The following is a 15,839-nucleotide window of genomic DNA, read 5'->3' as shown; positions in this document are numbered from 1 at the left end:
GAAATGACGAGCCAGAGCACCGCGAAGACCACCGCGAAGACTCCGACGCCGGACCGGATCCGCCGGGCGCCGAAGGTTCTGCTGCACGACCATCTCGACGGCGGGCTGCGCCCCGGCACGGTCGTCGAACTCGCCCGCGCGACCGGCTACTCGGCACTCCCCGAGACCGACCCCGACCGGCTCGGCGCCTGGTTCCACCAGGCCGCCGACTCCGGGTCGCTGGAGCGGTACCTGGAGACCTTCTCGCACACCGTCGGCGTCATGCAGACCCGCGACGCCCTGGTCCGGGTCGCCGCCGAGTGCGCCGAGGACCTCGCCGAGGACGGCGTCGTCTACGCCGAGGTGCGGTACGCCCCCGAGCAGCACCTGGAGGGCGGGCTCAGCCTCGAAGAGGTCGTCGAGGCCGTCAACGAGGGCTTCCGGGAGGGCGAGCGGCGCGCGCGGGCGGGCGGCCACCGCATCCGCGTCGGCGCCCTGCTCACCGCCATGCGGCACGCCGCCCGCGCCCTGGAGATCGCCGAGCTGGCCAACCGCTACCGCGACCTCGGCGTCGTCGGCTTCGACATCGCGGGCGCCGAGGCCGGGTACCCGCCCACCCGGCACCTGGACGCCTTCGAGTACCTCAAGCGGGAGAACAACCACTTCACGATCCACGCCGGCGAGGCCTTCGGGCTGCCGTCCATCTGGCAGGCCCTGCAGTGGTGCGGCGCCGACCGGCTCGGGCACAGTGTGCGCATCATCGACGACATCCAGGTCCACGAGGACGGCACGGTCAAGCTCGGGCGGCTCGCCTCGTACGTCCGGGACAAGCGCATCCCGCTGGAGCTGTGCCCCAGCTCCAACCTCCAGACCGGCGCGGCGGACTCGTACGCCGAGCACCCGATCGGGCTGCTGCGCCGACTGCACTTCCGTGCCACCGTCAACACGGACAACCGGCTGATGTCGCACACCGGCATGAGCCGGGAATTCGAGCACCTTGTCGACGCGTTCGGTTACACGCTCGACGACATGCAGTGGTTCTCCGTCAATGCGATGAAATCAGCGTTCATTCCTTTCGATGAACGACTGGCCATGATCAATGACGTGATCAAGCCCGGATATGCGGAGCTGAAATCCGAATGGCTGTTCCAGTAGACGGCTTCCACCAGCGGTTCTTCGCAGGCCGAGGGCTGAGCGGGAGTCGACGGTAATACGGAAATGCGGACGGGCTTTCACAATCCGTCCGCATTTCGATGTTTGCCGGAAGAGGGGTCGCGTGTTTACGTTCAAGGACCGCTCACATCCCCGTCATCCCATTTCGAGGACGCATTTCATGAAGCAGTCTGCTGCCAAGACCCTCGGTGTCGCCGCCCTCGGTGCCGCCTTCGCCGCCGCCGGCGCGGGCGCGGCCACCGCGGCCCCGGAGCTGCCGGACACCGCCCAGACGGTGGACTCGGTCGCCCGCACGCTCCCCGCGGAGACCGTCTCCCAGGTGGTGCCCGGCGCGGGCAACATTCTGGAGCAGGGCCGCCACGTCTCCGGCGTGGGTCTGACCGCTGCCCAGCCGGTGGTCGAGCAGGTAGTCGAACAGCAGCTCTCCGAGGGCCCGACCAAGCCGGTCGCCGGTCTGCTCGGCGGACTGCCCGCCAAGGGCCTGCCCACCCAGGGCCTGCCGGTCAACGGCCTCCCGATCGGCGGCTGAGCCCCGCCCCTCCGCCTCCCCGCCTCTCCCCACGCGCCGACGGGGCGCACCCGGTGTCCCGGGTGCGCCCCATCGGTGTACCAGAGGGGAGGTACGTTCGGCGGCCGCCGTCACGGCCCGTACGGGCCCGTCACCAGGCCGTACGGGCGGCCTTCTCCTCGGACGGCAGCAGGAGCCACAGGGCGAGGTAGAGCAGGAACTGCGGGCCGGGCAGCAGGCAGGAGACCACGAAGATCACCCGCATCGTGGTGGTGGAGGTGCCGAAGCGCCGGGCCAGCGCGGCGCACACTCCGCCGATCATGCGGCCGTTGGTGGGGCGGGCGAGGCGGGACATCGCGGCTCCTTCGTGAGCGTGTGGTGGGGGCTGCCGTTCGGCTTCCCCTTCATCTGCCTTCCACGCTACGGAGACGAACGGAACAAAGCGTCGCTCTACGGGGCGATACCGACCCTGGGAATCGTCGGGGTCCGACCCTGAGTGGGCTCATCCCGGGGGACGTCCTCCCGGTACCCCTGCTCGGACCTGCGACGGAGCCGGGCCCGGCCCGCGGGGACGAGGGCGAGGTGTGCCAGGGCCACGCCCGCCGTGTTCAGGAGCAGCGAGTCGACGTCGACGACCTGACCGGGCACCCCGGTCTGGAGCAGTTCGATGCCCAGCGACAGCAGGGCCGCCGCCGCCATGGTGCGCAACAGGGAGGCCAGTGGCGAGACGGTCAGCCGGCCGCCCGCCATCGGCAGCAGCACGCCCAGCGGCGCCAGCAGGGCGAGCGACCCGCCGATGGCCCGGGCCGCCGCGGGCCAGCCGAGCGCCAGGTCGGCGCGGACCCCGTCGAGCGGCCGCAGGTTGGGCGGCAGCACCCAGGGGACGTCCAGTGGCCGCAGCGTGTACCAGGCGACGAACGCGAGATGTGCGACCAGGAGGACACCTCCTGTCACACGGATGCGGAGCGCGGCGCTGCCGCCGAGGAACCCATGACGCTGCACGCATCCCTAGACGCGGCCGCCGCCGCACTCGGTTCCGGCCCCTCCTCCGCAAGGGTGAGGCTTGCGCCACACGGCCCACGGCGCTGCCTGCGCGCCCGCCCCGCCCCTGCCGGTCGCCGGGGCCGTCAGCCGTCCGTGACCTCGCCCGCCGGCGGTTCGTTGCTGCCCGGCCGGGCGCGGACCTCGTCCGTGCAGACGTGGCGGCGTGCGGACCGGTCGCCGGGCCCGGCCAGGACGACGGAGCCGTCGCCCTCGCCCGCGGCCGAGTCGGAGAGGGTGCAGACGACCTGGGCGAGGGCGTACGACGTGAGGTCGTCGGGGGCGACGTCGAGCCGCAGCGTGTCCTCCGGGTCGCCGGGGCGCGGGCCGGTCACGGTGACGCCGCGGCGTACGTCCGTGGTGTACCCGGCCTCCTTCTCCGCGGCCGACGGCGGCGCCGCCAGCTCGTTCAGCAGCCCCTGTGCCACCAGTACCCGCCGCCCGGAGTCCACGCCGTCCGGCACCCGCACCGTCCGGTCCACGGCCACCAGTGACGACCCGCACAGCAGGAAGACCTGCACCGGCACACCGGGCGCGGCCTGCGTCGACACGTCCGGCTCGGCGAGCGAGCAGCGCACCCGCGAGGGAGCGGGACCGTAGTCCGTGGGCACCTCCGTGGCCCGGATGCCGCACCCGGCGAGCAGCGCGGCCAGCACGGCCAGCCCGGGCAGTGCCGACAGGCGGCGTACGGTCATCAGACCTGTCCCTTCGCGTCCTTGCCCGTGCTCCCGTCACCCGAGGTTCCCCCGGCGTCTTCGGCGTCCTCGGCGTCCTCGTCCGCCGGCGGGTCCTGCGGCAGCCGCAGCGTGAACACCGCACCGCCCTCGGGGGAGTTCTCGGCGGTGATCCCACCGCCGTGGATGTGCGCGTTCTCCAGGGCGATGGACAGGCCGAGCCCACTGCCCTCGGAGCGCGGCCGGGAGGCGCTCGCCTTGTAGAAGCGGTCGAAGACGTGCGGCAGGACGTCCTCGGGGATGCCGGGCCCGTGGTCCCGCACCCGGATGACCACCTCGTCGTCCGCCCGCGCCACCGACACCCGCACCGGCGACCCGCCGTGCTTGAGCGCGTTGCCGATCAGGTTGGCCAGGATCACGTCCAGGCGGCGCGGGTCGAGACGGGCGTGGATGCCGCGCTCGGCGTCCAGGTCGACGGCGTCCAGCCAGGCGCGGGCGTCGATGCAGGCGGTGATCTGGTCGGCGACGTCGACGTCGTCCAGGACCAGCCGGGCGGTGCCCGCGTCGAAGCGGGTGACCTCCATCAGGTTCTCCACCAGGTCGTTCAGCCGCCGCGTCTCGCTGACCACCAGCCGCACGGCGGGCTCGATCATCGGGTCGAAGCCGCCGCCCTCGAACTCCAGCTCCTCCTCCAGCACCTCCGTGACGGCGGTGATCGCCGTCAACGGCGTGCGCAGCTCATGGCTCATGTCCGCCACGAACCGCCGCGAGGCCTGCTCCCGGCCCGCCATGTCCGCGACCCGCTTCTCCAGCGCCTCGGCGGCGCTGTTGAACGTCCGGGACAGATCCGCCAGTTCGTCGGTGCCGGACACCCGCAGCCGGGTGTCCAGCCTGCCCTCGCCGAGGCGCCGCGCCGCGACCCCGAGCCGGTGCACCGGCTTCAGCACGGTCGTCGCCAGCGCCTGCGCGAGCAGCGCGGAGCCGAGCAGGGCGAGCGCGGTGGCGATCCCCAGCGACCAGGCGAGCGAGTTCAGGTCCTTGGCCTCCGGTTCCAGCGACTTGAGCATGTAGCCGGTGGCCCCGCCGCCGATCACCTTCGTCCCGGCCACCAGGTAGGGGGTGTCGTCGTCGGTGATCCGCTGCCAGTACAGGTGGTACGCGTGCTTGTTGGCCGGGGTGACCTTCTGCTCCTTGTTCACCGCCGTGCGCAGCGACTCGGGCACGTCGGAGAGCGCGAAGCCGCCCAGGCCGCCGGAACCGCCGTACACGGTCTCGCCGGCGGCGTTCTCGGCGACCAGCAGCACGCTGAACCGCTGGCTGCTGTTGGCCATCTGTCCCGCGGTGTGCTGCAACTCGTCCTGGGTGGGGCGCTCGGGCAGCGCGCCCGCCCGGTTCTGCATCTCCCGCTCGAAGTCGCGCAGCACCGCGTCCTGGGCGCGGGTGAGTACCGCCTCCCGGTTCAGCCAGTAGGCGATGCCGGACGCGGACACGGCGGCGGTGAGCGCGACGAGACCGAAGACGAGGACCAGCCGCAGGCGCAGGCTGGTGAAGCGCAGCCAGGACCAGACTCCCTTGCGAGCCGCGACCCAGCCGCGTGAACCCCCCTGGTGTTCCTGTGTCACTGAGGCGGATCCAGCCGGTAGCCGACACCCCGCACGGTACGGATCAGGGTCGGGGACGACGGCACGTCCTCGACCTTGGCGCGCAGCCGCTGCACGCAGGCGTCCACCAGCCGGGAGTCACCGAGGTAGTCGTGCTCCCACACCAGCCGCAGCAACTGCTGCCGGGACAGCGCCTGCCCCGGCCGCCGGCTCAGTTCGAGCAGCAGCCGCAGCTCGGTCGGCGTGAGCTGGAGATCCTCGCCGTTCTTCGTCACGGTCATCGCCGACCGGTCGATGACCAGGCCGCCGAAGCTCGCCGAGTCGGTCGACTCCCGCTCCCCGCGCCGCAGCACGGCCCGGATACGGGCATCCAGCACCCGGCCCTGGACGGGTTTGACGACATAGTCGTCGGCGCCCGACTCGAGACCGACGACCACGTCGATGTCGTCGTTGCGCGCGGTCAGCAGGATGATCGGCAGCTGGTCGGTGCGCCGGATGCGACGGCACACCTCGAAACCGTCGATGCCGGGCAGCATCACGTCCAGCACGATCAGGTCCGGCCGCTGCTCGCGCAACAGCTTCAGACCGTCCTCACCGCTGGCAGCGGTGGCCACCCGGTGGCCCTGGCGGGTCAGGGAGAGCTCCAGGGCCGTACGGATGGCGTCGTCGTCCTCGATCAGCAACAGGGAAGGCACGGGCTCATTCTGGCCCATGGAGGGGGTGCGGTTCGACCTGTGGGTCCGGATGGGGCCCCGCCACGCCGCCGGACCCTGTGAAGGAACGGTGGTGCGACCGTGACGGACCCCTGTGACAGCTCTGTGACAGTCGGCGGACACGGCCATGAAGTCGCCGCGGCAAGCTTTTCGTCACAGGCAACACCGGAAGTCCACGACGGGGGGCGCGAGATGAACACGCTGAAGGGCACCAGCACCAGCGCAGTGGTCACGCGTCTGCACGACGTGCACACACACCGGGGTTCCGAGAAGTCCGGTGCCGATGGGGGTCCCTCCCGCGCGAGCGGATTCGAGCGTGGGGGAGGGCGGGGGTGCGCTCGCGGCACCGGGCGTCAGCACACCGCTTACATGGCGGTGGTCGACGCCCACCAGGGGGAGACGCACGGGGGAACCGCGTACGGGGAGGCAGAGGGGGAGCGTCGCTCGCTGTCGGAGGCGGAGTTCACCGCCTACGTCCGGGAGCGCCGCGCCTCCCTGTACGCCACCGCCTACCACCTCACCGGCGACCGCTTCGAGGCCGAGGACCTGCTGCAGAGCGCGCTGTTCTCGACGTACCGGGCGTGGGAGCGGATCAGTGACAAGGCGGCGGTCGGCGGATACCTCCGCCGCACCATGACCAACCTGCACATCAGCGCCTGGCGGCGCCGCAAGCTCAACGAGTACCCGACCGAGGAACTGCCGGAGACGGCCGGCGACACGGACGCGATGCGCGGCACCGAACTGCGCACGGTCCTGTGGCAGGCGCTGGCCCGGCTGCCCGAACTCCAGCGCACCATGCTGGTCCTGCGCTACTACGAGGGCCGCACGGACCCGGAGATCGCGGACATCCTCGACATCAGTGTCGGCACGGTGAAGTCCAGCATCTGGCGGTCGCTCCGCCGGCTGCGCGAGGACGAGGTCCTCAGCTTCGGCCGTGACCGGGAGGACGCCTTCGGCGAGTTGGTCGCCTGAAGGACGGCGGGCCGGGGGGCCCGCGAAAAAAAGTAGGAGCCGGGGTGTATCAGGGGGAGGGTGCCGGGCTCTTACTCACGGGGAAGCACCACGGGGGAACAACGGGGGGACACGGGGGAAGCACGGGGGACACGGGGGAAGCACAAGGAGAGCGGGACTGGAGGGCCGGGGGGTCCGTCCAGTCCCGCTTCTCTGTGTGCGGGCGCGCGTCACACGGCCGTACGCGCCGTGGCGCACCGGCCCGCCGCGGCGGCGGCCAGGCGGCCCATCGCCTCGTCCCGGTCGCAGGCGTGGGCGCCCAGGGCCGTCTGGCGGGCGATGACCGACCGCTCCTGCCGCATCAGCCGCCAGCCGCGGCGCACGAGGAACGGCACGGACTTGCGGCCCTCCCGCAGGTCCCGCAGGAAGCGGCGGCGGAAGGTCGTCAGCGGGCCCCGGCTCAGGCACAGCGCGTCGGCGAGCACACCCAACTCCCGGCAGCGAGCCACGATCTCGGCGGCGAAGATGCCCTCCGCGAGGAACAGCGGGGTGCGCCCGATGTCGATCGTCTCCTCGCCGGTCCGGGCGCTGAGCGCGAGGTCGTAGAGGGGCACACGCGTACGGCCGGTGCGGCACAGTTCCGTGATGGCGGCGACGGCCGTGTCCGCGTCCCACGATCCGGGGTGGTCCCAGTCGATGTCGGAGCTCTGGGGCACCAGCGGCAGCGTCGGGTCGGTGCCCTCCTTGTAGAAGTCGTCGAGCCGCAGCACCGGAAGACCGGAGCGGGCGGCGAGGAGGGACTTGCCGGAGCCGGAAGGGCCGCAGAGCAGCACGACTCGCGTCGGTATGGGCGGATGGGAGCTCACGGGACACCAGTCTGAGGCATCGAACGGCCGCCGTACGACCCGGCGGAAGGACTTTGCCGCACGCGTCACAGCTGGGTCACCGTACGCGGTGACCTGATCACGGTCCGTACTGTTAGCACGGTAGTCCGTAGCAACCCACACCAAGAGGTGGCAGCAGCGATGGCCCGACACGCGTCCCCCCGCACCCCGCACGCACAGCGCGTCCTGGTCGCCCTCGCGACCACCGGAGCCGCCCTGGCGGCAGGAGCGGGGACGGCCTCCGCGGACGGCGGCGAGACGATCGCCGGCCTGGCGCACACTCGGCCCACCTCGATGGGCAACATCGACCCGCAGGCCGGCCTGCAGGCCGTGACCGGCATGGTCGGCTACGTCACCGGCCCGGTCGCCGACCTCAAGCCCAACCCGCTGGCCGGCACCGGCGTCGACCCGCTGGACAACGGCGTCGGCACGAAGGTCGCCGACTTCCAGCCGCTGGCGTCCACCGCCCTGACCGGGCCGGTGGCCCAGGCGCAGTCCCTGGGTGCCGTGCCGGTGGTGGGGCAGGTGACCGGGCTGGTGCGCTGACGGTCCGGCGACCGCATGCCGAGAGCCGCGCCTTCCCCGGACGGAGGGAAGGCGCGGCTCGTCCCGTGGGTGCGGCGCGGGTGTGCCCGGACCCGGTGGCGGCTCAGTACGACGAGCCGGAAGCGCCCAGCGCGCCCGTCGGGTGCCAGACCGTCTTCGTCTCCAGGAACGCCGTCATGCGGTCGATGCCCGGCGCCGCCGACCAGTCGGCGTCGTCCACAGGCTGTGGACGCAGGACGCGCTTGAGGTTGTCGGCCGCCGCGATCTCCAGCTCCTTCGCCAGCGCCGCGTCGGCGCCCGTGAGGTCGATCGCGTTGACGTCCTGGTGGGAGGCGAGGGGGGTGGCGATCTCGGCCGTACGGCCGGTGAGGATGTTCACCACGCCGCCGGGGAGGTCGGAGGTGGCCAGGACCTCGCCCAGGGAGAGGGCGGGGAGGGGCGACCTCTCCGACGCCACCACGACCGCCGTGTTACCGGTCGCGATGACCGGGGCGACGACCGAGACCAGGCCGAGGAGCGACGACTCCTGCGGGGCCAGGACGGCGACGACGCCGGTCGGCTCCGGGGAGGACAGGTTGAAGAAGGGGCCCGCGACCGGGTTGCCGCCGCCGACCACCTGGGCGATCTTGTCGGTCCAGCCCGCGTACCAGACCCAGCGGTCGATCGCGGCGTCGACCTGCGCCGCCGCCTTCGACTTCGACAGGCCCTCGGCGTCGGCGACCTCCGCGACGTACTGGTCGCGGCGGCCCTCCAGCATCTCGGCGATCCGGTAGAGGATCTGGCCGCGGTTGTACGCCGTCGCGCCGGACCAGCCGCCGAACGCCTTGCGCGCGGCGACCACCGCGTCACGGGCGTCCTTGCGGGAGGAGAGCGGGGCGTTCGCCAGCCACTTGCCCTTTGCGTCGGTCACCTCGTACACCCGGCCGCTCTCGGAACGCGGGAACTTCCCGCCGACGTACAGCTTGTAGGTCTTCAGCACATTGAGTCGCTCAGACATCGAGGTACGCCTCCAGGCCGTGGCGGCCGCCCTCGCGGCCGAAGCCCGACTCCTTGTAGCCGCCGAACGGCGACGTCGGGTCGAACTTGTTGAACGTGTTGGACCAGATCACACCCGCGCGGAGCTTGTTCGCGACCGCCAGGATGCGCGAGCCCTTCTCCGTCCAGATGCCGGCGGAGAGGCCGTACGGCGTGTTGTTGGCCTTGGCGACCGCCTCGTCCGGCGTACGGAAGGTCAGCACCGAGAGCACCGGGCCGAAGATCTCGTCGCGGGCCACCGTGTGCGCCTGGGTGACGTTCGTGAAGAGCGTCGGGGCGAACCAGTAACCGGACGACGGCAGTTCGCAGGCCGGGGACCAGCGCTCGGCGCCCTCCGCCTCGCCCTGGTCGGCCAGCGCGGTGATCCGGGCCAGCTGCTCGGCGGAGTTGATCGCGCCGATGTCGGTGTTCTTGTCCAGCGGGTCGCCCAGGCGGAGGGTGGAGAGCCTGCGCTTGAGGGAGTCCAGCAGCTCGTCGTGGATCGACTCCTGGACCAGCAGGCGGGAGCCCGCGCAGCAGACCTGGCCCTGGTTGAAGAAGATGCCGCTGACGATGCCCTCGACGGCCTGGTCGATCGGCGCGTCGTCGAAGACGATGTTGGCGCCCTTGCCGCCCAGTTCGAGCGTCAGCTTCTTGCGGGTGCCCGCGACCGTGCGCGCGATCTGCTTGCCGACGGCCGTGGAGCCGGTGAAGGCGACCTTGTTCACGTCGGGGTGGGCGGTCAGCACGGCTCCGGCGCGGCCGTCACCGGTGATGATGTTGACGACGCCCCTGGGCAGGCCCGCCTGACGGCAGATGTCCGCGAAGAACAGGGCGGACAGGGGGGTCGTCTCGGCGGGCTTGAGGACGACCGTGTTGCCGGTCGCGAGCGCCGGGGCGATCTTCCACGCCAGCATCAGGAGGGGGAAGTTCCAGGGGATGACCTGGCCCGCGACGCCCAGCGGCCTCGGGTTCGCGCCGTAGCCGGCGTGGTCGAGCTTGTCGGCCCAGCCCGCGTAGTAGAAGAAGTGCGCGGCGACCAGGGGGAGGTCCGCGTCGCGGGTCTCCCTGATCGGCTTGCCGTTGTCGAGGGTCTCGAGGACGGCCAGCTCGCGGCTGCGTTCCTGGATGATGCGGGCGATGCGGAAGAGGTACTTCGCGCGCTCGGAGCCCGGGAGTGCCGACCACTTCTCGAAGGCCTTGCGGGCGGCCGCGACGGCGCGATTGACGTCCGCCTCGCCCGCCTCGGCGACCTCGGAGAGGACCTCCTCGGTGGACGGGGAGACCGTCTTGAAGACCTTGCCGTCGGCGGCCTCGGTGAACTCGCCGTCGATGAACAGGCCGTAGGAGGGAGCGATGTCGACGACCGCGCGGGACTCCGGCGCCGGTGCGTACTCGAAAACAGGTGCCATGGTGATCAGTCCACCGTCACGTAGTCGGGGCCGCTGTAACGGCCCGTGGCCAGCTTCTGACGCTGCATCAGCAGGTCGTTCAGGAGCGAGGAGGCGCCGAAGCGGAACCAGTGGTTGTCCAGCCAGTCCCCGCCCGCGGTCTCGTTGACCAGGACGAGGAACTTGATCGCGTCCTTGGTGGTACGGATGCCGCCGGCCGGCTTCACGCCGACCTGGACGCCGGTCTGCGCGCGGAAGTCGCGGACCGCCTCCAGCATGAGGAGGGTGTTGGCGGGCGTGGCGTTCACCGCGACCTTGCCGGTGGACGTCTTGATGAAGTCGGCGCCCGCCAGCATGCCGAGCCAGCTCGCGCGGCGGATGTTGTCGTACGTCGACAGCTCGCCGGTCTCGAAGATGACCTTCAGGCGGGCGGACGTGCCGCAGGCTTCCCGTACGGCGACGATCTCGTCGTACACCTTCATGTAGTTCCCCGCGAGGAACGCGCCGCGGTCGATGACCATGTCGACCTCGTCGGCGCCCGCCGTCACGGCCTCGCGCACGTCGGCCAGCTTCACGGCGAGCGAGGCGCGGCCGGCCGGGAACGCGGTGGCGACGGAGGCGACCTTCACGCCGGAGCCGGCGACGGCCGCCTTGGCGGCGGGCACCATGTCGGGGTAGACGCAGACGGCCGCCGTGGCGGGGGCCGTGCGGTCCGTCGGGTCGGGGCGGACCGCCTTCGCGCCGAGCGCCCGGACCTTCCCCGGGGTGTCCGCGCCTTCCAGCGTCGTCAGGTCGACCATCGAGATGGCGAGGTCGATGGCGTACGCCTTCGCGGTGGTCTTGATGGAACGGGTGCCGAGCGAGGCGGCGCGCGCCTCCAGGCCGACCGTGTCGACGCCGGGCAGCCCGTGGAGGAAGCGGCGCAGCGTGCTGTCGGACGCGGTGACGTCGGCGAGTCCGTGTGCGGGAGCAGCGGATGCAGTGGTGGGCATGGTCACCAGGCGAGCATATCTACGCGCGTAGCGGCTGTACAGTCCCGTGCGCTCATTCTGCGGACCGGCACCGCCTATGAGCGTCCTCGGGGCCGTCGGGCACAATCGGCACCATGACGACCCCGGAGCCCCAGTCACCCTCGCCGCAGCCGTCGGTACCCGTGTCCAAGGACCGGATCTACCGGTCGCCCGCGGGCCTCGCCGGCGGCGTTCTGCTGCTCGCGCTCGCCCTGTGGCTCGGCATCGACGCCCTGGTCGCGGGCGAGGGCCGCACTCCCTGGATGGCGCTCGCCGCGCTGCTGTTCCTGGTGCCGCTCATCGCCGCGTACACCGTGCGGCCCGCCGTCTTCGCGAACGACGACCGGCTGCGGGTGCGCAATCCCTTCCGTGTGGTCGTGCTGCCCTGGGGACAGGTCGCCTCGTTCCGGTCCGGTTACTCCAACGAGGTCTTCACGGAGTCCGGCGACAAGTACCAGCTGTGGTCCATCCCCGTCTCGCTGCGCGGCCGCAAGAAGGCCGCCCGGCAGGAGGCGCGGCGGGCCTCCGGGGGCGGCCGGGGGCGCGGTGGCGTGCTCGGGGGCCTCGGCGGGGGCGGTGCGCGGGCCGGTGCCGGTGGGGCCGGGGCCGCCGCGGCGGACGGGCCGGTGCGGGCGGAGACCGACAAGGTCATGAACGAGCTGCGCGAGATGCGGGAGGCGCGGGGGTCCGCCGACACGTCGCAGGGCGAGGTGACGGTGCGCTGGGCGTACGAGGTCGTCGCGCCGGTGGTGGCGGGGGCGGTGCTGCTCGCGGTGCTGCTGGGGATGGGCTGAGGGGCTGAGGGACTGAGGGGCTGAGGGACTGACGGTTCGGTCCGTGTGGCGGGTCGGGCGCCGGGTGTGTCAGGGCGCGGCCGGCCAGATCAGGAGCATGTACGCCCCGCAGTACGTGGAGCCCAGTACCGCCGCCGTCAGCACCAGTGCGCGGTGGCGCCGGGAGGCGCGGGACAGGTGCAGGGCCAGCGGCAGGAGCAGGGGGAAGGCCGGGAGCAGGAAACGGGCCCGGGAGAAGTACACGCCGCCACTGCCCAGGACGATCGCCAGCATGACGCCCGTGAAGACCAGCAGAGCGACGGGCTGGCGGTCCCACACCGACAGGCCGAAGAGGACCACCGACGCGATCAGCGTGAGCGTCACCATCACCAGGAACAGCTGTGGGGTCGGGTCGCGCCACAGCAGCCACCGGATCTGGTGCAGCGTCCGCAGGCCGCCGTCCAGCTCGTTGTACCAGAGCCGCTGTACGGCGAAGTAGCCGTCCCAGCGGCCCAGGCGCAGACCCACCCAGCCGAGGTACGCGCACCAGCCGAGCGGCGCGAGGAGCGCGGCCGCCAGGACGCGGGGGACGACGGCGCGGTGGCGGACGAGGTGCAGTAGCGCCGTCAGGGTGACCGCCGCCGCCACCGCGATGCCGGTCGGGCGGGTCAGGCCGGCGAGCGTGGCGAAGGCCGCCGCACACAGCCAGCGACCCGTGAGCACCGCGTACAGCGACCATGCCGCGCACGCCGTGAACAGCGACTCCGTGTAGCCCATCCACTGCACCGCGCCGACCGGGAACGCCGCCCACAGCGTGGTGAGGAGCACGCCGGCGCGGCGGCCGTGCAGGTGGTCGCCCACCGCGAAGATGCCCCACGCCGCGATGAGCGAGGCGACGACCGCGAGGCCGAGGCCCGTGGACGCGCGCGTGCCGGGGGTGAGTACCGCCACCGCCTTCACCAGGACCGGGTAGAGCGGGAAGAACGCCAGGTTGTTGGAGTTGTGGGCGGTGCCCAGTTCGTCGTCGTAGCCGTGGTCGGCGATCGCGAGGTACCAGTCGGAGTCCCACTGCGCGGCGAGGTTCACCCAGAGGTCCTGGTGCCGGCGGGGGGCCCAGATCACGAGCACGAGCAGGCCCGTGAGGCGTACGGCGAGGTAGGCGCCGAGGGCGGGGGCGGCGTGGCGTGCGGCGCGGTGTGCGGCGCGCAGGACGCGCTGGGCGTGGGCGCGGGCGTTGCTCCGCGGGGGTGGAGTGGCGGTCGCGGGGGGCCGCGGGCGCCGGGTGCCGGGGATGTGTCCGCTCGGGGTGGTCTTGGGGGCGGTCGAGGACACGGCGGCGGCTCCCTGGTGGCTCGGCGGTGCGCGTACCGGCGGCGTGTGCGTGTACCGGCGGTGCGTTTTCCGGTCCACCGTTGCCCGGGGGGCGGCTCAGGGAGGGGACGGCGGGTCAACGGGCGGGGGGAAATCACCCGATGGGGTGCCCCCGGGTGGGGGCACCCCATCGGGTTCGGTTGTTCGGTTGTCCGGGCTCGGGGTCAGATGCCCGCTGCCGTCGACAGGTCCCGCTTGAGTGCCGTCAGCAGGTCCGTGGCCTTCGCGCGGGCCTCGGGGAGGGCGGCGTGCGCCGTGACCGGGACGACCACCTCCAGGTAGCACTTCAGCTTGGGCTCCGTACCGCTCGGGCGGACGATCACCCGGGCGCCGTCGAGGGTGTAGCGCAGACCGTCCGTGGGCGGCAGCGTCTCCGTGCCCCGGGTGAGGTCCTCGGCCTTCGTGACGGCGAGGCCCGCGAGGTGGGTCGGAGGCTGTTCGCGCAGGCGGTGCATCGCGGCGGCGATGAGGGAGAGGTCCTCGACGCGGACCGAGAGCTGGTCGGTGGCGTGCAGGCCGTGCTCCACGGCGAGGTCGTCGAGGAGGTCGAGGAGGGTGCGGCCCGTCTCCTTGAGGGTGGAGGCGAGTTCCGTGATCAGGAGGGCCGCGGTGATGCCGTCCTTGTCGCGTACGCCCTCGGGGTCCACGCAGTAGCCGAGGGCCTCCTCGTAGCCGTAGCGCAGGCCCTCGACGCGGGCGATCCACTTGAAGCCGGTGAGGGTCTCCTCGTACGGGAGGTTCGCCTTCTCGGCGATGCGGCCGAGGAGGGAGGAGGAGACGATCGACTCCGCGAACGTGCCGTGCGCTCCGCGGGTGACCAGGTGGGCGGCGAGGAGGGCGCCGACCTCGTCACCGCGGAGCATGCGCCAGTCGGTGCCGTCGTGAACCGCCACGGCGCAGCGGTCGGCGTCCGGGTCGTTGGCGATGATCAGGTCGGGGTCGGTCTCGCGGGCCTTGGCGAAGGCGAGGTCCATCGCGCCGGGCTCTTCCGGGTTGGGGAAGGCGACGGTGGGGAAGTCCGGGTCGGGCTCGGCCTGCTCGGCGACGAGGGCGGGCTCCGGGAAGCCGGCGCGGGCGAAGGCGGCGAGGAGGGTGTCCTTGCCGACGCCGTGCATCGCGGTGTAGACGGTGCGGGCGGTGCGGGGGGAGCCCGCGGAGAGGACGGCGTCCGTGCGGGCGAGGTAGGCGTCGAGGACGGAGTCGTCGAGGGTCTGCCAGCCGGCCTCCGGGCGGGGGACGTCGGCCAGGGAGCGTACGGCGTCGATCTCCGCGGCGATCTCGGCGTCGGCGGGGGGCACGATCTGGGAGCCGTCGCCGAGGTAGACCTTGTAGCCGTTGTCGCGGGGCGGGTTGTGGCTGGCGGTGACCTCCACGCCGGCGACGGCGCCGAGGTGCCGTATGGCGAAGGCGAGGACGGGGGTGGGGAGGGGGCGGGGGAGGACGGCCGCGCGCAGGCCGGCGCCGGTCATGACGGCGGCGGTGTCGCGGGCGAAGTCCTCGGACTTGTGGCGGGCGTCGTAGCCGATGACGACGAGGCCGTTGTCGTTGCCCTGCTTCTTGAGGTACGCGGCGAGGCCGGCGGCGGCGCGGATGACGACTGCGCGGTTCATGCGCATGGGACCGGCGCCGAGTTCGCCGCGCAGGCCGGCGGTGCCGAACTGGAGGGTGCCGGAGAAGCGTGCGGTGAGTTCGGCGTGGTCCTCGGCGTCGATGAGCTTGGCGAGCTCGGCGCGGGTGTCCGCGTCGGGGTCCTCTGCCAGCCATGCCGTGGCCCGTGCGAGGAGGTCGTCGTCGTGCACGTCGGTCAGCCTCTCGTGTGTGGTGGTGGGGGGTGCCTGCGGGTGCCTGCGGCGGCCTGTGCGGGTTCGGTGGGGGTGCGGGTAGCGCGTGCGGTGGGGTGGTGGGTCGGGGCCGCGCCGGGGGTGTCCGTCCTCGGAACGGCGCGGAATCGGTTGGCCACGGAAGTGCCGTCCGTTGACGCGCCAACCGCTGCGGGCGGACACCCCCCGACACGTCCCCTTCTCGCCGTACGCGGCTACCGGTTTCCCCCGCCTCGCGTAGCTGCGTGCACGTCGTACGCCGCCGCTGCGGGCAGTCGTGCCGCTGGGGCGGCGCGGGTGGGCGCGGCGGTACCCCGTAGCGCCGGGCCGCGTCACCCACCCCGCGCCCGCACCCGCGCCGGGTGCCGAGCGAGCGCCGCGTCACGGGCC

General features: G+C 72.4%; 16 protein-coding genes. 5 read left to right on the top strand and 11 right to left on the bottom strand.

Annotated features, from left to right (window positions below; genetic code table 11):
* Positions 1–3 precede the first annotated feature (3 nt).
* Both RI578_RS15045 and RI578_RS15040 read left to right on the top strand, forming a co-directional pair.
* Entirely contained in the window at positions 4–1,134 is a 1,131-nt protein-coding gene (locus RI578_RS15045; protein ID WP_310871580.1) for an adenosine deaminase, read from the top strand.
* A 178-nt stretch (positions 1,135–1,312) separates the two neighbouring features.
* A complete protein-coding gene (locus RI578_RS15040; RefSeq protein ID WP_310871579.1) occupies positions 1,313–1,681 on the top strand; it encodes an ATP-binding protein in 369 nt (122 codons plus the stop codon).
* Between the two features lie 130 nt (positions 1,682–1,811).
* Here the strand turns inward: RI578_RS15040 and RI578_RS15035 are convergent, their stop codons facing one another.
* The 5 genes from RI578_RS15035 to afsQ1 all read right to left on the bottom strand — a co-directional run bounded on the left by RI578_RS15035 (position 1,812) and on the right by afsQ1 (position 5,671).
* Positions 1,812–2,015, bottom strand: coding sequence for a PspC domain-containing protein (locus tag RI578_RS15035; RefSeq protein WP_310871578.1), 204 nt, complete (start codon positions 2,013–2,015; stop codon positions 1,812–1,814).
* 95 nt (positions 2,016–2,110) lie between these two features.
* Positions 2,111–2,662, bottom strand: coding sequence for a VanZ family protein (locus RI578_RS15030; protein ID WP_310871577.1), 552 nt, complete (start codon positions 2,660–2,662; stop codon positions 2,111–2,113).
* Between the two features lie 125 nt (positions 2,663–2,787).
* Positions 2,788–3,396 carry a hypothetical protein gene (locus tag RI578_RS15025; RefSeq protein ID WP_310871576.1) on the bottom strand — a complete coding sequence of 203 codons (609 nt, stop codon included), beginning with the start codon at positions 3,394–3,396 and terminating at the stop codon, positions 2,788–2,790.
* Positions 3,396–4,997: a HAMP domain-containing sensor histidine kinase gene (locus RI578_RS15020; protein WP_310871575.1), complete on the bottom strand. Its 1,602-nt coding sequence runs from the start codon at positions 4,995–4,997 to the stop codon at positions 3,396–3,398. Before RI578_RS15020 ends, RI578_RS15025 begins: the two co-directional genes overlap by 1 nt.
* Complete coding sequence (gene afsQ1, locus RI578_RS15015; RefSeq protein WP_055418182.1) at positions 4,994–5,671, bottom strand: two-component system response regulator AfsQ1; 678 nt, start codon at positions 5,669–5,671, stop codon at positions 4,994–4,996. The genes RI578_RS15020 and afsQ1 overlap by 4 nt, the downstream gene beginning before the upstream one ends.
* Positions 5,672–5,881: 210 nt before the next feature.
* Here afsQ1 and RI578_RS15010 point away from each other — a divergent pair, with 210 nt between their 5' ends.
* A complete protein-coding gene (locus tag RI578_RS15010) occupies positions 5,882–6,661 on the top strand; it encodes a SigE family RNA polymerase sigma factor (protein WP_310871574.1) in 780 nt (259 codons plus the stop codon).
* 209 nt (positions 6,662–6,870) lie between these two features.
* Here RI578_RS15010 and RI578_RS15005 read toward each other — a convergent pair whose 3' ends face one another.
* Entirely contained in the window at positions 6,871–7,473 is a 603-nt protein-coding gene (locus RI578_RS15005) for a uridine kinase (protein WP_310875769.1), read from the bottom strand.
* 192 nt (positions 7,474–7,665) lie between these two features.
* On the opposite strand from RI578_RS15005, the gene RI578_RS15000 reads away from it, so the two are divergent.
* Entirely contained in the window at positions 7,666–8,070 is a 405-nt protein-coding gene (locus tag RI578_RS15000) for a hypothetical protein (RefSeq protein WP_310871573.1), read from the top strand.
* Positions 8,071–8,173: 103 nt separating this feature from the next.
* Here the strand turns inward: RI578_RS15000 and RI578_RS14995 are convergent, their stop codons facing one another.
* From RI578_RS14995 to deoC, 3 genes are read right to left on the bottom strand one after another with little or no spacing between them, the layout of a single operon-like run.
* A complete protein-coding gene (locus RI578_RS14995; RefSeq protein WP_310871572.1) occupies positions 8,174–9,067 on the bottom strand; it encodes an aldehyde dehydrogenase family protein in 894 nt (297 codons plus the stop codon).
* Positions 9,060–10,496: an aldehyde dehydrogenase family protein gene (locus RI578_RS14990; protein WP_310871571.1), complete on the bottom strand. Its 1,437-nt coding sequence runs from the start codon at positions 10,494–10,496 to the stop codon at positions 9,060–9,062. Before RI578_RS14990 ends, RI578_RS14995 begins: the two co-directional genes overlap by 8 nt.
* A gap of 5 nt (positions 10,497–10,501) precedes the next feature.
* Entirely contained in the window at positions 10,502–11,467 is a 966-nt protein-coding gene (deoC, locus tag RI578_RS14985; protein WP_310871570.1) for a deoxyribose-phosphate aldolase, read from the bottom strand.
* A gap of 113 nt (positions 11,468–11,580) precedes the next feature.
* On the opposite strand from deoC, the gene RI578_RS14980 reads away from it, so the two are divergent.
* On the top strand, positions 11,581–12,279 hold the full coding sequence (locus RI578_RS14980; RefSeq protein WP_310871569.1) for a PH domain-containing protein: 699 nt from the start codon (positions 11,581–11,583) through the stop codon (positions 12,277–12,279).
* 69 nt (positions 12,280–12,348) lie between these two features.
* On the opposite strand, the gene RI578_RS14975 is transcribed toward RI578_RS14980, so the two are convergent.
* Positions 12,349–13,590 carry a hypothetical protein gene (locus tag RI578_RS14975; protein WP_310871568.1) on the bottom strand — a complete coding sequence of 414 codons (1,242 nt, stop codon included), beginning with the start codon at positions 13,588–13,590 and terminating at the stop codon, positions 12,349–12,351.
* Between the two features lie 203 nt (positions 13,591–13,793).
* Positions 13,794–15,437, bottom strand: a complete 1,644-nt coding sequence (locus RI578_RS14970) for a phospho-sugar mutase (protein WP_310875768.1) — start codon at positions 15,435–15,437, stop codon at positions 13,794–13,796.
* Between the last annotated feature and the right edge of the window lie 402 nt (positions 15,438–15,839).

The sequence above is a fragment of the Streptomyces sp. BB1-1-1 genome, assembly GCF_031597775.1.
In the GTDB taxonomy this organism is placed as follows: Bacteria; Actinomycetota; Actinomycetes; order Streptomycetales; family Streptomycetaceae; genus Streptomyces; species Streptomyces thinghirensis.
Note: the sequence above shows the minus strand (reverse complement) of the source record. Positions and strands in the feature narration are given on the sequence as shown.

Excerpts from the sequence above, each read along its gene's own strand:
- RI578_RS15040 (WP_310871579.1), top strand. The coding sequence starts at position 1,313 with ATGAAGCAGTCTGCTGCCAAGACCCTCGGTGTCGCCGCCCTCGGTGCC.
- RI578_RS15035 (WP_310871578.1), bottom strand. The coding sequence starts at position 2,015 with ATGTCCCGCCTCGCCCGCCCCACCAACGGCCGCATGATCGGCGGAGTG.
- RI578_RS15010 (WP_310871574.1), top strand. The coding sequence starts at position 5,882 with ATGAACACGCTGAAGGGCACCAGCACCAGCGCAGTGGTCACGCGTCTG.
- RI578_RS15025 (WP_310871576.1), bottom strand. The coding sequence starts at position 3,396 with ATGACCGTACGCCGCCTGTCGGCACTGCCCGGGCTGGCCGTGCTGGCC.
- RI578_RS14990 (WP_310871571.1), bottom strand. The coding sequence starts at position 10,496 with ATGGCACCTGTTTTCGAGTACGCACCGGCGCCGGAGTCCCGCGCGGTC.
- RI578_RS14980 (WP_310871569.1), top strand. The coding sequence starts at position 11,581 with ATGACGACCCCGGAGCCCCAGTCACCCTCGCCGCAGCCGTCGGTACCC.
- deoC (WP_310871570.1), bottom strand. The coding sequence starts at position 11,467 with ATGCCCACCACTGCATCCGCTGCTCCCGCACACGGACTCGCCGACGTC.
- RI578_RS14995 (WP_310871572.1), bottom strand. The coding sequence starts at position 9,067 with ATGTCTGAGCGACTCAATGTGCTGAAGACCTACAAGCTGTACGTCGGC.
- RI578_RS15045 (WP_310871580.1), top strand. The coding sequence starts at position 4 with ATGACGAGCCAGAGCACCGCGAAGACCACCGCGAAGACTCCGACGCCG.
- RI578_RS15000 (WP_310871573.1), top strand. The coding sequence starts at position 7,666 with ATGGCCCGACACGCGTCCCCCCGCACCCCGCACGCACAGCGCGTCCTG.